This window comes from Kiloniella litopenaei (assembly GCF_000982415.1).
In the GTDB taxonomy this organism is placed as follows: domain Bacteria; phylum Pseudomonadota; class Alphaproteobacteria; order Kiloniellales; family Kiloniellaceae; genus Kiloniella; species Kiloniella litopenaei.
This window is the reverse complement of the sequence record NZ_LANI01000004.1, coordinates 64,690-80,732: the sequence shown is the minus strand read 5'-3', so window position 1 is coordinate 80,732 and position 16,043 is coordinate 64,690. Positions and strand designations below refer to the sequence as shown.

Sequence of the window (16,043 nt, the reverse complement as noted above, 5' to 3'; positions counted from 1 at the left end):
ACCCTATACCTTTGCATCCGTAATCCGGGCAACACCGTCAATAACGGCTCTGCCCAGGTTTTCAACCTGCTTCTCGCTATGCACAGCACTTAGCGTAACGCGCAATCGCCCGGAACCTTCTGGTACCGTCGGCGGACGAATAGCGCCGACCAGAAATCCCTTTTCTTCAAGTTCATGGGCGACAGAAAGGGTTTCTTTGTCACTGCCAATAATCACGGGAATAATTTGCGTTGATGACAGGCCTGTGTCTATCCCCTCGTCCTGAAGCATGCCTCGGAAAATATCGCTGCAATGCGCCAAGTGCCTGCGTTCAGTATCCATCCCGGGAACCAGGTCAAGTGCCGCATCGATAGCCCCCAAAACCTGTGGAGGTAATGCCGTTGCGTAGATAAGGCCACTACAAAAATTCACCAGATACTCTTTCATTCTGTGCGAACAGGCAACATAGGCCCCATAACTTCCCAAAGCCTTACCGCAGGTTCCCATAATCAACTCGTTATCAGAAATCCCCCCAGCACAGAGCCCCATGCCTTTTGCCCCCAACACACCCGTAGCATGTGCTTCATCTATATAGAGAAAAGCATCGTATCGCTTTGCAAGGGATCTGATCTCAGCAACATTCAGCTGATCACCATCCATGGAAAACACGCTTTCCGTGACAATGATTTTGGCCTGTTCACTATCTTTATACTTTTCCAAAAGTTGCGCCAGATGTCGCAAATCATTGTGGCGGAAACGAATTTGTTTGGCATTGGCAGCCTGAACACCAAAATGAAGACTGGCATGGTTCAACTTATCGCAAAAAAGCAGAACCTCCGGCTTTCCTACCCCACCATGAAGCCGGGTATTTAACAGAGCAGCTAGGACAGATGAATTTGCCTGAAACCCAGAGTTCAAAAGCAGAGCAGCTTCTGATCCCTTCAATTGCGCGAGCTTTTTTTCAATAAGATCATAGGTAGAGTGATTGCCGGTTATCAATCGCGATGCACCAGTTCCCGCGCCATAGACCTGAACCCATTCAGCGGCCCGTTCTCGGACTGCCGTATTTTGTGCGAGTCCCAGGTAATCGTTGGACGCGAAATTAAGAAGTTTACGCCCGTTATGTTCGACATACCCGCCTTCCAGCAGGTTAGAGCATTTAAGCCTTCGTAACCGCTGGTCAGGCATAGCCTGAAGATGCGTATCAATTCTTTTGGAAAGGTTTGTCACCTTGAGCTACCTCAACAGGGAATACTCTACCTGGAGGAAAACTATCAAAGTTATAATCCAACCAGCCATACATTAACGCTGGTTTTAATATCAAATGCCTTCAAGAGCAACTTTTGTCTGGCTCGCCGTTCCGCCATACTTTTTCTGGCCCCGAAATCACAGGCAGATATCAAATGATACAAGCGTGATATCGGGGCTAGATAATAAGTTACCAGACGTTACGACACGCCTTTTTGTGGACGCATGTCATCCGGGTTAATACCGGCAACCGGAACAGGTTTTGTCATGGCATCACGACGGAAAGGTTCCCCAAGTTCCTGATTGAGAATAACCTCGATGAAGGTTGTCACCCCATCTTTCTGTGCTGCTGTTGCTTCCTGCAGTGTCGAGGTAAGTTCACTCTGCGTACGAACAGTAACACCCTTCAAGCCACAGCCTTCTGCCACCTTGGCATAGCTTAGGTGCGGATCAAGTTCGGTACCGACAAAGTTGTTATCGTACCACAGGGTCGTGTTACGCTTCTCGGCACCCCATTGGTAGTTCCGGAAAATAACCATAGTAATCGCAGGCCATTCTTCACGACCAACAGAGGTCATTTCATTCATGCTGATACCAAAGGCACCATCACCGGCGAAGCCAACAACAGGCGTATCAGGGCAACCGATCTTGGCACCGATAATTGACGGGAAACCATAACCACAAGGACCAAAAAGGCCCGGCGCCAAATATTTACGCCCCTTCTCAAAGGTTGGATAGGCATTCCCTATGGCACAGTTGTTACCGATGTCACTGGAAATAATAGCATCTTGCGGCAAACCTTCCTGGATAGCCCGCCACGCCATACGCGGGGACATCCGGTCTGCATCACGACGGCGAGAATCTTCGTTCCATGTTGTGCCCGGATCATCATCTTCATGGTCCATGCTGCTAAGAGCCTGTAGCCAAGATGATTTTGTATGGTGAATAAGGGCTTTGCGCTCTTCACGACCGTGATCACCAGCAGTCGGACTTAACTGAGACAGAATTTGCTGTGCAACCTGCTTTGCATCACCGCAAATCCCGACATCAACTTTCTTGGTAAGACCGATACGATCTGAATTGATATCCACCTGAATAATACTTGCCTCTTTTGGCCAGTAGTCGATGCCATAACCCGGCAGTGTAGAAAACGGATTAAGACGTGTTCCCAGCGCCAGAACAACATCTGCCTTTGCAATCAGTTCCATCGCAGCTTTCGAACCATTATAGCCCAGAGGTCCTGCTGCCAAAGGATGGCTCCCCGGGAAGCTGTCATTGTGTTGATAACCGCTACATACGGGCGCATCCAGGCGTTCTGCCAAAGCCTGACAATCAGAAATAGCATTTCCGATTACCACGCCAGCACCAGAAAGGATGACCGGGAATTTCGCATTCGAGAGAAGCTCGGCTGCTTTCGAAATAGCAGTTGCGCCACCCGATGGAAGTTCGATATCGACCATCTGTGGAAGTTCAATATCAATCACCTGGGTCCAGAGATCACGCGGCACGTTAATCTGTGCAGGCGCAGAGCCACGCTTTGCTTTTTGAATAACACGGTTCAGGACCTCGGCCATACGGGATGGATCGCGAACTTCTTCCTGGTAACAAACCATATCTTTGAAGAGAGCCATTTGCTCTACTTCCTGAAAACCACCCTGACCGATTGTTTTATTGGCAGCCTGCGGTGTCACCAAAAGCATAGGTGTATGGTTCCAATAAGCCGTTTTAATGGGCGTCACAAATCCGGTAATACCCGGTCCGTTCTGTGCAATACACATACCAATTTTTCCGGTTGTACGTGTATAGCCATCACAGATCATACCGCCATTTGTTTCATGAGCGACGTCCCAGAATTTGATACCCGCCTTCGGGAACAAATCAGAGATTGGCATAAAAGCAGAGCCGATGATTCCAAAACCATGTTCAATACCATGCATTTGCAAAACTTTTACAAAGGCTTCTTCTGTCGTCATCTTCATTGTTATCTATTCCTTATTTCAAAAATTATTCTCATCATTAAGAGAAAATTCTCAAAGGTACTGATCAAAACCTTGATCAATTCCAGCCGTTTATATGTTTCGACTTTTGCTTTTAAAGTTCTGCCCTGTCTTGAATTTTCACAAATAGAAAAACTTGAACTTCCACAAACAGAAAACCGGGCAAAACGCAGGCTCGTCCTGACAACAGAAAAGCAACTATTTTCTATTTCACATAGGTCCAGATTTACCCATCAATGATACCAGATTTTCACGAATCTTCTCACCGTAAAATCAGACATGAAATCAGGCGTTAAATCGGACTGAAAAAAGCCCCCAGCGCTTCTGAAATTGATCATTAAGTCACGAGCCTCCAGACAAAAAAAGGGGCTGATCTCAAGATCAACCCCGATAAAGTTTCATTTAGGAGACGTGTTAAATCTATCCACAGATTTTGGACAAAGCATTATCAATTGCTATGACAATCTCATCCAGTTCCTCTGTTGTGCAAATCAATGCGGGGCTTAGGCAGAGTGTATTGTTAAACTCTCTGAAGCTCCGATTGGTTGCCCCGATGATAACCCCTTGGGCCATACATTCACCAACGACAGCCTGGGTAATGCTTTCATCAACCGGTTGTTTTGTCTCACGATCAACCACCAGCTCCAGACCACAGAAAAGTCCCTTTCCACGAACATCACCAATAACGTCGTGTTTTTCTTTCAACTCATGAAGTTTACCCAAGAGGTATTCGCCCATCTTGGTGACATTGTCGAGCAGGTTTTCTTCTTCGATAATCCGCATATTTTCAAGCGCAGCCGCAGGGCCAGCCGTACATCCACCAAAAGTGGAGATATCTCTGAAATAGCTCATGGGATCAGAAGGATTATTCTTGAACTGCTCAAAAACCTCTTCTGTTGTCACCGTACAGGAAATCGCCGCATAGCCGGAAGCAACACCCTTTGCCATAGTGACAATATCCGGCTTGATCCCATAATGCTGATACCCAAACCACTTACCTGTCCGCCCCAGACCACAGACCACCTCATCAATATGAAGGAGAATATCGTGTTTCTTACAGATTTCCTGTACCTTTTCCCAGTATCCCTCTGGCGGGGTAATGACGCCGCCACCTGCCGTGATAGGTTCCAGAACCAACGCACCAACTGTGTCCGGACCTTCACGAAGAATGACTTCTTCAATGGCGAGAGCAGCTTTCACGCCATAGTCATCAACATCACCATATTGGGAACGATACTCACAGCAATGCGGAACCTCAACAAAACCGGGGGTGAAGGGGCCGTATTGATCTTTGCGTTGCAATTGTCCCGTAGAACTCAAGGCCGTAATCGTCGTGCCATGATAATCGCGATCCCGGTAAAGAATCTTATGCTTCTTTCCACCGTATTTATTATGTGCGATCTGGCGAACGATCTTATAGGCTTTTTCATTGGCTTCAGAGCCTGAATTTGAAAAGTAAACCCGGCTCATACCCGGCATTTTGTCAATAAGTGCCTTGGCAAAGTTTGCGCCAGGAATAGAGCCAGCCGAGTTTGCAAAATAATTCAGTTTTACCAGCTGTTCACGCACGGCATCAGCGATTGTTTCCCGACCATAGCCAACATTGACCGTCCAAACCCCGCCAGATACCGCATCAAGATATTTTTTACCCTTGGCATCCCAAACGTTCATCCCCTTGCCTTCAATAATAACAAGAGGATCAACAGTTTCATAACGTTTGTGCTGGCTGATATGGTGCCATACATGAGCCCGGTCATTTTCAATGACGTCACTAAAATCGTTCATTTGTTCTGTTAATGTCATGATTCACTTCCAACACTAAAGGGCGCTTCTGTCTTACCGTCCGACAGATTTGGCCAATCCGATAATCTGACCCCAACAACAAGCTAGCTGGGACAATCTAGCTGGGTCACGACGTAGATGCTTTCCTTAATCGAAGTGTCACACGCGTTTTCATAACGGCGATAGTTCCAGTTGAGCCAAATTGATAAAACCACCTGAACCAGAAACGACAATTTGGTGAGTCCAGATTTTACCATCCGTAGAGACCCGTCCTGTAACATGATAGGATGTGTCATAAATCGCTGTGATTCTTCCACGGCTTACCTTAGAATTTTAAGCCATAGAATTCTTAATATGAATGACTGCAGGGGAAAGGCCTATGATGCCAACAACCGTACATAGTATTTCGAAATATACAGTGCAGATTCTGAACACCAAATCTACCGCTGACAAACCTAAAGCCCAGATAATCATCAGATTATTCAATCAAAAGGGTAAAGATTGCGGACTGGCTGTATTCAAAGACTATGGCGATCAAAACGCCCAGAACCCTTATGGTGATCATAAAAAAGGAACGGCAACGGCTTATTTTGACATCAAGCACTACCAGCCATTCATCGAAATACTCAGAATGGAAAAAGAACTCTTTTGGAAAATTGCCTGGCAGCAAACAGGTCCGACCAAGACAGTTTCAGATGTTTCACTGGATACGAAGGAAGAGATTATTGGCGAACATTTTGGCAATGGTGGCGCTTAAGCCCTAAGAAATAAATATACTTCAATAAAAATGGCGGTAAAGCTAACTTTACCGCCATTTCTTTTACCCAGCCATTTAGCTTAACTACACTGGTGCCATTCCTTTATCTGCTATATGGGCTGCTCTTTTTGCAGCTTCCGCAGCAAGGGCTTCTCGCCTCATTTCCCGGCGACGGTAGATTTCATGCGTCACAGCGCCCACCAGGGTAATACCCACAATCACAACAGCCAAAGCACTTAGGGAAGGATTGGTCCCCAGCCTTACTTTACCGGCTAGAACAGTTGTAAGAGTACTTTCTGCCTGAATGGTAAAGAGTGTCGTATTGTAGTTCTCAAAGCTGGTCAGAAACGCCAGGAACGCAGCCGATCCAATTGCTGGTCTCAGGAAAGGAATAAGGATCTTCCAGAACACCTGAACATTTGTCGCCCCAAGATCGAGCGCAGCCTCTTCTTGCGTACGATCAAAGCGTTGCAATCTGGAAAGAAAGATTAACATGCAATAGGCAGAAATAAAGGTTGATTGCCCGATGATAGAAAGGAAAATACCGCTGTAAAAAACAGAGTTATAATCCGCATCAACCCAAACGCCCAACCGATCCCAGAAAACCAGTGTTGAAATCCCCAGGATAACACCCGGTGTTAAGAGCGGAGACACAACAATCATATAATAGATCGACTGGGCTTTCTTATGTACCTGTGACATCAACAGAGCCGCAGCCAAACCAATAGGCACGGCCACACAGACAACACCCAAACCAATCCAGAGCGAATTCTTGATGCCCTGTATCATATCCTTGTCGTTGGCAAGAACTGAAAACCACTTCAAGGTCAACTCGTCAATCGGTATTGCTGTTGGAAAAGTAGGCGAGTTAAACGCAGTTACCCCCATCAATATCAACGGACCGAAAAGGTATAAGAAGAACATCGCGATATAAAAACGCACCATGTACTTCTGAATAAGATCAGAGGTCATTTCGCAAGCTCCCCTAAATTAACCTTGAAGAACTTCATCACTGCCAAAACAAAGATGATACAGGAGAAGAGCAAGACAAATGCATAGGCAGACCCACGCGACCAATCACCACCGGTAAAGAACCAGTCATAAATGATCTGGGTAAACCAGAGACTGCTTGGCCCCCCCAAGATCTGAGGAACAGCCAAAGCACCAGCCGAGAGCATGAAAACCATGGTACAGCCAGACGCAATACCCGGTTTTGCATAGGGAATAACCACACGATAGTGGATACGCCACCACGGAGACCCTAAATCCCTTGCTGCCTCTATCTGATTGTGATCCAGACTTTCAATGGCATTATAGATAGGGAAAACCATAAGCAGGATATAGGCGTAACTTAAACCTGCATACATCGCGACATCTGCCTTGATGAAATCAATTGGCTCATCAAGTATCCCTAGTCCCATCAAGGAAACATTAATCACACCGCTGGAGCCAAACAAAATTCGGAAAGCAAAAGCCCGCAAAATTTCATTGACCCAGAAAGGTAAAATCAAGGCAATCAAAAACAGCCGTGTCGTGCCACCTTTTGTACTTTGAGCCAAGTAATAGGCAATGGGATAACAGAGCAAAAACGCCAATAAAGTCACCCCGACAGATGCCAGGATGGTTTTCAGGAAAATTTGCAGATGGAGTAAATTAAAAAGGTTTTCGTCACTATCACGCCCAAAAATCAGATAGGAATAGTTTTTGAGTGTATAGGCATCCGGATCGCCACCAATCGCACCATCTCGGAACGAGAAGTCCACCATGTAGAGCTGGGGTGCAATAATCATTAAAACAACCCAGATAAACACAGCGCTTATTAAATAGGTGGAAACCAGAACACCGTTTTTCTTGACGAATGTAACCTGTCGCAAATTTGCCCAGACTGTATCGGTGTTCTTTTGCAGCATCGGCGCGACAAGAAGAGCCAAAACAACTGCGAGAAATACGGACAGAAAATCACTCATCAGCCAGATCTCCTTCCGGTAGTACAATGGCCCGATCAACGTCAAAGCAAATCTTTGCCGTGTCACCCACTTTCAAGTGCGTCCCCTTGCCCTCGTTACTGACAGCAAACGAGATACGTTTTTCGGTTTCTCCTTCCATATGAATATGGATAGAAGGCCCTTCAAATTCTTCTGAGAGGATCGTGCTTTCAACAACGTTTTCAGCAGGGACATCACCTTCAACAAGCGAAAGTGCTTCCGGGCGGACAAAGAGAATAGCAGCATCCCCTTCGCTCAAACCCTGGGTATTTCGACCTCGAAGCAAGCCAAATTTGTTTTGAATTTGTGCATAGTCACCATCCACCTTGACGACCTTGCCATAGAAAGGATTATTCTCACCAACAAATGAAGCAACAAATGCTGTTTCCGGTTCGTTATAAATCGTACTGCCGTCCCCCACCTGCTCGATAACACCGGCAGACATAACAGCGATACGATCAGACATCGTCAGGGCTTCGCCTTGGTCATGTGTAATATAGATAAAGGTAATACCAACGCGCTGTTGAATGTTTCTCAGCTCGCTACGCATGTGCTGGCGTAATTTAAGATCCAATGCAGATAGCGGCTCATCAAGTAACAGAACTTCAGGCTCGACAGCCAGTGCTCGGGCAATCGCGACACGCTGTTTCTGACCGCCGGACAGCTCTGAGACCATTTTGTCCCCTTGCCCGGACAGAGCGATGAGATCAAGGAGTTCCTCTGCCCTTCGACGGCGCTCAACGTATTTGACGCCTTCGACTTCCAAGCCAAAAGCAATGTTATCAGCCACAGACATCAAAGGGAACAAAGCCAAGTTTTGAAAGATCAATGCCGTTGGTCGTTTATTCGGACCAATCCCCCGCATATCACTTCCGTTAATACGGATCGTTCCTTCTGTTGGCTCGTTAAAGCCCGAAACGGCCCGAAGGATTGTTGTTTTCCCGCAACCGGATGGACCGAGAAAGCTGAAAAACTCGCCCTTTCGAATTGCTAAATTAGCATCGTCTACGGCGGTAAAATCACCGAAACGAATTGTTACATGTTCTAAATCTACACCTGAGCTCATGAGGACCCCACGACCACTCTCTCGGATAAGAAAACCCGAAATTTATTATTTATAAGGATGAAGAGGAGCACAGAGAATTCTGTGCTCCCTTATCGAACTCAATGACAGATTATGCAGCGACGAATTTATCGCGGAATTCTGTACGAAGCTGTGCATACCATGTTGGTTCGGCAGGCCATGCAAAGAGGTTATCCAAAGCATCGCCCGGATAAGCTTCGGCAAAGTTCTTCTTGGACTGTTCACTCAGGTGAGCATCTGCCCCAATCACAGCAGAGTTATACCCGGTCAGGTTTGCAGTCAGGCCACCATTTTCAGGGCGATAAGAAAACTCAAGGAAAGCATAAATTTGATCAATGTTCTTGGCACCTTTCGGCATTGCAAGACCATCCACCCAAGCCAAAGCACCTTCTTTCGGTGCCTGATACTGAACCGGATTTCCTTCGCCCTTCAGCGCCAGAATAGGTCCATCCCAGGTCTGCCCCAAAATAACGTCTTCCTGCATCAAGCCATTTTTCTGACCATCTGCATCGTTCCAGAATTTTTTGACATTCGCTTTGCGATCAATACAGAACTTAGTGATCTTGGACCAAACGTCCTTCATATCATCTTCGCTGTTGTAGGCGCGTTTCACGTCACCCGGCGCAAGTTCACCGATGGTTTCCATATAAAGGCCAGCACCCAACATCATAGAATGCGGACGGCCCATCATGGTGTTTTCACCACCATCTTTCCAAAGATCACCATAGCTTGGCACACCGCCTTCAGGGGTCCATTTATCGGTACGCCATGCAACAGCTTCTGTTCCCCAAAGTTGAGGCAACCAATGAGATCCTTTACCAGCAAAGTTCCAATCTGTTTCACCAACTTTGGCCATGGATGCATTAACACGGTCAATTTTCACCTTGTTCATGTCAAAAGGCTGCAACAGGTTTAGCGGCTCCCACTGTTGCGCACGCATGTTTGTTGGCGAAATAACATCAAAACCACGACCACGTGTTGCACGCAGTTTATTGATAATTTCTTCGTTAGACCCAATACCGGTGTGGTTGATTGTAATCCCGGTTTCCTTTTTAAACGCTTCCTTAAACTCTTCGGGAAGGTAATCAGACCACATCATCACATTCAGCTCTCCGGAAGAGGAAAGCGCATTTTTGATAAATGCAGGTGCAGCCAATGTGGAAGCACCTGCAATGGCGGCACCTTTTAGAACTTTACGACGGCTTACTGTAGTTTTCTTAAGTATTGTCATTTTTTTCTCCCATGCTCCTTCATTTTATCAACGAGGAGGGTCCCTGTTCACAGACCTGAACTTGCTCTATTAGGCAATTCATGGCTGTTCTTAATGTTTATGACTTTGACTTGAGTTTTGATTGATTTTAAAGGGCAAACTTTCCTTGGCACCTCCCCGATGTAGAGTTGATAAATGCGTTACATAACTGGCTTTTTTCAAAGCCATAAAGTTGATCACATAATAGGGAAGACAAAAGCGACACAGGCGCTAAGAAGAAGCGGATACAGCGAAAATCAGGGTGAATATTTTTCTCGAATAAAGCGTTCACCTCCATCAAGAACGTCCCCTAATGACATTTTGCTTATGGGCAAAACCCATTTTTTGCTCCCCATACATAACCATTCACTTCAAAACGGAATGATTAGTTGTACTTACCAACTAAAAGAACTGATTTCATATCTGTCATCAAAATCAATTCAAACGTTGAATGATTATTGTTATTCGGTGAACCAGCATTCCGTATTTAAGACAGTGATACTGGCATTCAAAACAACAAAACATTTAAAGTACTCGCTCTATTTTATCTGATTAAACAAAATAAAATAGAACACTAAAGAAGTAATCTTATTAAGAGCTACTGGATCTAAAATACAACATTATGGTGATTATTCCTAAACCTATTTACAAAAACGACATTTTTTTGCTTACAAAAACTTCAGGAACTACACAGCAATTACACTTAAGCTTTCCCTTAAGAATAACGACTTCACCAGTTCTATTTGTATCTTGTTCCACTGCACTAAATCAAAATTACATCTCAATATTTCCTGATAATACGGTAAATGAATTAGCCGGGGTTTATAGTACCAACAGGAAAAACTATATGAGTCCAACTTTAAACAATTTACGTTTCGTCCAATCACAACAAAGCCCTTGAATTTGTCTTTTGGATTTATTTGCGTATCTCAAGCATAAAATCGTCAACTTCTTTGGATAAGGACAAAAGTTCCGCCGTCAGTTGCTCGGAAGAATTAAGCACAACACCTGCTGCCTGCCCGGTTTCTTCGGAAGCCCGCATAACATCACCAATGTTTTTAGAAACCCTGCTGGTTCCATCGGCAGCAAGTCTGACATTACGAGACATTTCACCTGTTGCCGAGGTTTGCTCTGTCACAGCAGCAGCAATACCAGCGGTAATTTCATCAACATTGCCAACTGCTTTGGTGACCTTCGTGATTGCAGTCGCTGCCACGCTAACCGTGTCTCTGATTGTTGTCACCTGAGCAGAAATATCGTCTGTTGCTGTTCCTGTTTGCGTTGCAAGATTCTTTACTTCTGATGCAACAACGGCAAAGCCTTTTCCGGCATCCCCTGCTCTTGCAGCTTCGATCGTCGCATTCAAGGCCAACAAATTGGTTTGATCGGCAATCTCGCTGATCAAATCAACCACTGCGCCAATCTTTTCGGCAGCTTCAGACAGGCTGTCTACCGCTTGGTTTGTTGCCTGAGCGTCTGTACTAACCTCTCTGGAAGCTGTTGCTGCCATTGATGTTTGTCGACTGATTTCTTCTATAGAAGCCGTTAATTCTTCAGAAGCCGCGGCCACTGATTCTACATTGATAGAAACATCGGAAGATGCCTCGGAAGCCTGAGACGACTGCTGCTGCGCCTGGTTAGCGGTGGCATTCATTTCCTGTGCTGTCTGGCCAAGCTGGGAAACCGATGTTTGAACACTGGACACAATCCCCTTAACCCGGATGTTAAACTGATCAGCCAGAGCATCCATCTCTTCTTTGCGTTTCTGCTCTGCAAGGGCTTTTGCTTCTTCACGTTCATTCCGCAAGCGTTCAACGTGTTGTGCATTTTCTTTGAAAACGTTCAGCGCGCTGGCCATTTCACCAATTTCGTCTTGCTGACCTGTCGGAACTTCTATGGACAGATCCCCTTCGGAAATCTCTTTCATTGCCTCTGACAAAGAGACCAAGCGGGAAATGATCATTTTACTGACCACAAAATACATGACCGCAGCAGCAAGCGCGATTGAGATACCCAGAATGACCAAAAGCCAAATTTTCCCATCGACAATCGCATTATTAGACAGAGAAACAGAGGTAATCGCGCCGTCTTCTGCAGAACTGGCAATTTTATCCACGAGACTTTTCAATTGCTGGGAAAGTTCGGCATTCTTTGTTAATAGTTGGTTCGAATTATCGTTTTCAGAAAGTTGAGCAATTCGAAGCGTAAAAACATTTTCCTCTCCCAGCAAAAGAGCATCCAACTTCTTGGTCAAATCCCTGATCTTGATGGCTTCTTGAGAAATATCATCATTGATTAGAGAGATATTATCCTTGTTGCGCCTCGCCGCCTCTTTAACTTTCTTTTGCGCTGCCTCAATAAGTTCTTGTTCTTGATGCGTTGCAACTTCTGCCAAAAGAGAAAAAATCTGATTGGTATCAACCTGCAACGAAGAAGAAACCTGGCTTCTGGTGACCGATATTAAAATCTCGATAAGCTGATTTGTGACATCTGTACTGCCAAAGGAAGCATCAATTGTGTCTTCAACTGTTTTTCGTGCCGCAGATTGATAAGGCTCTACAATGCCATCAAATTCCCGCTTGGTTGCCAGCAGCTCATTCATTAAAGCCAGGCTCCGGGAGTTAAGATCCAGCTGTTGTGCGACGGAAGAATTCAAGCCGGACAAATTATCTTTCAGCTCTTTTGACGTTTTTTCCAGAAGCTTGCTGGTTTCCTGATCAAAGCCACTTTCATTCAGCGCCAAAATCAAATTATCAAGCGATGCTTCCTTTTCCAGAAGAGACGAAAAAACATCATTCTTTTCCTGTTGTGATTTAACTGTGATCAGCGCAGGCGCAGAGGAGGCAATGTTTGTTGCCGTTTCCGATAGCTCTAACGCAATCGACATCTGCGGAATGCTTTTCTTCGATATTTGATCAAAAGCACTGCTGACACCATCAAAAGACAACCACCCAACCAGACTGGCGAGCAAGGTAGTGGAAACGATACTGCCAACAGCTAGCATCAGTTTGGTTTTTACTTTTAATACCCTTTTACCGTCTGATCTTTCATCATTATCGCCTGACGTGTCTTCGACGATATCATCTTCTTCGATCTGCGTATTAACATCCGTATCAGACACATGTCTCTCCTGTCAGGCTTCATAAACCACTAAAGGGCAACATTATTTGGGGATGACCACACTCTAAATAGGACCAATTCAATATATTAATGAGTCCAGTCCAGAAGCATGCTATGCTTTCGGAAAAGATAGCCTAGATTAGCACCCAATGATTTAAAGACCTTTAAAACCTCGGGGAGAACAAGAGTTGGCGAGCGATATCCTTTTCCATTTAGAAAAGAAGAGCAGAGAGTCTCTTCAAAGTCAGCTTCGCCGCGCTATTTTGAACGCAATTTTAAACAGTACATTGCCAGCCGGGTTCAAGTTGCCTTCCAGCAGAAAGCTGGCCAATGACTTGGGCATTTCCCGTAACACGGCCATTCTGGTTTATCAGGGGCTAACTGATGATGGCTATCTCGTCACCCGGGAACGCAGCGGTATCTTTGTAAACGAAGAGTTTGTCGAAGGTCTGGAACAATCCAAGCTCTCGCAAAAAGAAACCGAAACAATAGATCATAGCGAACTGGAAAAGCCGGATTGGACCAATCGTTTTTTTATGCGCCCGTCAGAACGTCATTACCTCAATCTCCCCAAGGATTGGCGTGATATACCTTTTCCTTTTGTTTATGGTCAGCCGGATAAACGCCTGTTTCCTCTTACGGCATGGCGGGAATGCAGCAGGTTGGCCCTAAGTACAAGGGACATGGCAGACTGGATCCATGATGATAAAATTTATGACGACCCTCAACTGATTGAACAGATAAGAACCCGATTACTCCCCGCCCGAGGCATTCATGTTTCCAGTGATCAAATACTGGTCACTCTCGGTGGACAAAACGCGCTCTACCTTCTTGCAGGGCTACTGGTACGGCAACACACGCGCGTCGGGATTGAAAACCCGGGCTATCCCGATGCAAAAAACATCATGCAGCTTTTTACCAACAATATTGCCCCGATCCCCGTGGATGAAAAGGGGATGGTCGTCGATGATAACCTGAATGACTGTAACTATGTTTTTGTCACACCAAGCCACCAATGTCCGACGACAATCACAATGCCTCTTTCAAGGCGAAATCGCCTTTTACAAAAAGCCAATGAACAGGATTTTCTCATAATTGAAGATGATTATGAGAACGAGATCAATTATTTCAAATCAGCAAGCCCAGCCCTTAAGGCTCTGGATACAAGTGACCGGGTTATCTATAGCAGCAGTCTCTCTAAAACTTTGTTTCCGGGTTTGCGTATCGGGTACATCGTCGCAGCCCCGGAACTCATAGAAGAACTAAAATTTTATCGCAGACTGGTTGTCCGTTATACGCCGAGCAACAATCAACGTACTGTCGCTCTTTTTCTGTCGCTTGGATACTACGACAGCCTGATCTATAGCTTGCGACGTAAATGGCACAACAGGTGGAATTCCGTGCACAAAGCACTAAAAACCTATATTCCCGAATGCAGCTATTCCCATTCTTCCGGGGGAACTTCCTACTGGATAAAAATACCCGAAGGTATCAGCGCTAATAAATTGGTCAAAGAAGCTTATAAAGACGGCGTATTGATAGAATCAGGAATGCCTTTCTTTCTGGAATCACCTGCACCGGACACGCATATTCGTATCGGTTTTACTTCTATCGAAAACGCGAAGATCGAACCCGGTATCAAGCGGCTTGGCAAGACTATTGACCGGATGCTGAAAGAGAAAAATACCTCCCAACAACGTAACTAGCTAACAGATAAAAGAAACCACATTTTTTGGACTCCTGCTGGACTCATCGAATGGGTCCAAATGGAGCTATCCCCAAACTCTAAGACTGGAAAGAATTACCTCGGAACCTATTCCGTGAATTATCCAAGCACAGATCTGCAAATTTAGTCAGAGAACTCTTTGGTTCATTCACTGGAATGATTTAACAAACGAGGAATAATTCATGTTGAGCCAGCACCCAATAGAATGCCCCAATGCATTGCTACATAATGCTGCTCAATATGCACCAGCTCGCACAGCTATCGTCAATGCAACCAGTACCATCGCTATGGAAAGCGCTTGCCTTGCTCAAAAGGCAGGACTTGTTGAACCCGTGCTTGTTGGTGACAAGTCGATCATTTCGGGTTTGGCAAAAGATATGGATTGGGATCTGTCAAAAGTCGAAATTCACCATGCAGCAGACGAAGAAGAAGCTGCAAAAAAATCTGTACAGCTTGCCAGATCTGGAAAAGTAAACGCCATTATGAAGGGGCAAATCCATACTGATGTCTTCATGAAAGCCATTGTAAACCGCGAGACAGGACTTAGAACCGGACGGCGCTTGTCACATGCTTTTTACATGTCGGTTCCGGGCTCGGACCGAACCATGATTATTACAGATGCCGCCGTAAACATCGCGCCAGATCTGGAAACAAAAAAAGCAATTATACAAAATTCGGTCGAAATGATGCATGCCCTTGGCACCAGAAAACCAAAGGTTGCAATCCTCTCGGCAACAGAAGAAGTAAATCCGCAGATGCCGTCCAGTACAGATGCGGCAACATTGACAGAATGGGCAAAAGAAGAAGTTCTTGAGGCTTTTGTCTTTGGCCCCATGGCTCTGGACAATGCCATCTCTCCCGAAGCTGCACACATTAAAGGGATCGACAACCCCGTCGCGGGAAAAGCCGATATTCTGGTGGTGCCAAACATTGAAACCGGGAACGCGATGTTCAAACAACTCGTTTATTGTGACAGCGCCTGTGCCGCCGGGATTGTATTGGGGGCAAGTGTTCCAATTGTTTTAACCAGCCGGGCCGATCCCCCAGCTGCACGCCTTGCGTCTATGGCACTCGCAGCGATTGTTGCGCATATTACCTAAAAAAATTGTAGATTTA

General features: G+C 45.6%; 11 protein-coding genes. 3 read left to right on the top strand and 8 right to left on the bottom strand.

Annotated features, from left to right (window positions below; genetic code table 11):
- Positions 1-3: 3 nt before the first annotated feature.
- The 3 genes from WH95_RS06785 to WH95_RS06770 all read right to left on the bottom strand — a co-directional run bounded on the left by WH95_RS06785 (position 4) and on the right by WH95_RS06770 (position 5,027).
- Positions 4-1,209: an aminotransferase class I/II-fold pyridoxal phosphate-dependent enzyme gene (locus WH95_RS06785; RefSeq protein WP_218044463.1), complete on the bottom strand. Its 1,206-nt coding sequence runs from the start codon at positions 1,207-1,209 to the stop codon at positions 4-6.
- 218 nt (positions 1,210-1,427) lie between these two features.
- Entirely contained in the window at positions 1,428-3,206 is a 1,779-nt protein-coding gene (gene xsc / locus WH95_RS06775; RefSeq protein ID WP_046504832.1) for a sulfoacetaldehyde acetyltransferase, read from the bottom strand.
- 438 nt (positions 3,207-3,644) lie between these two features.
- The gene (locus tag WH95_RS06770; RefSeq protein WP_046504829.1) at positions 3,645-5,027 is read right to left on the bottom strand and encodes an aminotransferase family protein; all 1,383 of its coding nucleotides are present in this window, start codon (positions 5,025-5,027) and stop codon (positions 3,645-3,647) included.
- Positions 5,028-5,385: 358 nt separating this feature from the next.
- Between WH95_RS06770 and WH95_RS06765 the strand changes: the two genes are divergently transcribed.
- Positions 5,386-5,763 (top strand): hypothetical protein, encoded by a 378-nt coding sequence (locus WH95_RS06765; RefSeq protein ID WP_046504828.1) that lies wholly within the window; start codon positions 5,386-5,388, stop codon positions 5,761-5,763.
- Positions 5,764-5,847: 84 nt separating this feature from the next.
- On the opposite strand, the gene WH95_RS06760 is transcribed toward WH95_RS06765, so the two are convergent.
- The 5 genes from WH95_RS06760 to WH95_RS06740 all read right to left on the bottom strand — a co-directional run bounded on the left by WH95_RS06760 (position 5,848) and on the right by WH95_RS06740 (position 13,202).
- Positions 5,848-6,735 (bottom strand): ABC transporter permease, encoded by an 888-nt coding sequence (locus WH95_RS06760; protein WP_046504826.1) that lies wholly within the window; start codon positions 6,733-6,735, stop codon positions 5,848-5,850.
- On the bottom strand, positions 6,732-7,730 hold the full coding sequence (locus WH95_RS06755; RefSeq protein ID WP_204247729.1) for an ABC transporter permease: 999 nt from the start codon (positions 7,728-7,730) through the stop codon (positions 6,732-6,734). Before WH95_RS06755 ends, WH95_RS06760 begins: the two co-directional genes overlap by 4 nt.
- On the bottom strand, positions 7,723-8,814 hold the full coding sequence (locus tag WH95_RS06750) for an ABC transporter ATP-binding protein (protein ID WP_046504823.1): 1,092 nt from the start codon (positions 8,812-8,814) through the stop codon (positions 7,723-7,725). The genes WH95_RS06755 and WH95_RS06750 overlap by 8 nt, the downstream gene beginning before the upstream one ends.
- Before the next feature lie 109 nt (positions 8,815-8,923).
- Positions 8,924-10,063, bottom strand: coding sequence for an extracellular solute-binding protein (locus tag WH95_RS06745; RefSeq protein WP_046504821.1), 1,140 nt, complete (start codon positions 10,061-10,063; stop codon positions 8,924-8,926).
- A 934-nt stretch (positions 10,064-10,997) separates the two neighbouring features.
- Positions 10,998-13,202, bottom strand: coding sequence for a methyl-accepting chemotaxis protein (locus WH95_RS06740; protein ID WP_046504818.1), 2,205 nt, complete (start codon positions 13,200-13,202; stop codon positions 10,998-11,000).
- A 187-nt stretch (positions 13,203-13,389) separates the two neighbouring features.
- Between WH95_RS06740 and pdxR the strand changes: the two genes are divergently transcribed.
- Positions 13,390-14,907, top strand: coding sequence for a MocR-like pyridoxine biosynthesis transcription factor PdxR (gene pdxR, locus WH95_RS06735; protein ID WP_046504815.1), 1,518 nt, complete (start codon positions 13,390-13,392; stop codon positions 14,905-14,907).
- Between the two features lie 202 nt (positions 14,908-15,109).
- A complete protein-coding gene (locus WH95_RS06730) occupies positions 15,110-16,027 on the top strand; it encodes a bifunctional enoyl-CoA hydratase/phosphate acetyltransferase (RefSeq protein WP_046504812.1) in 918 nt (305 codons plus the stop codon).
- The last annotated feature ends 16 nt before the right edge of the window (positions 16,028-16,043 follow it).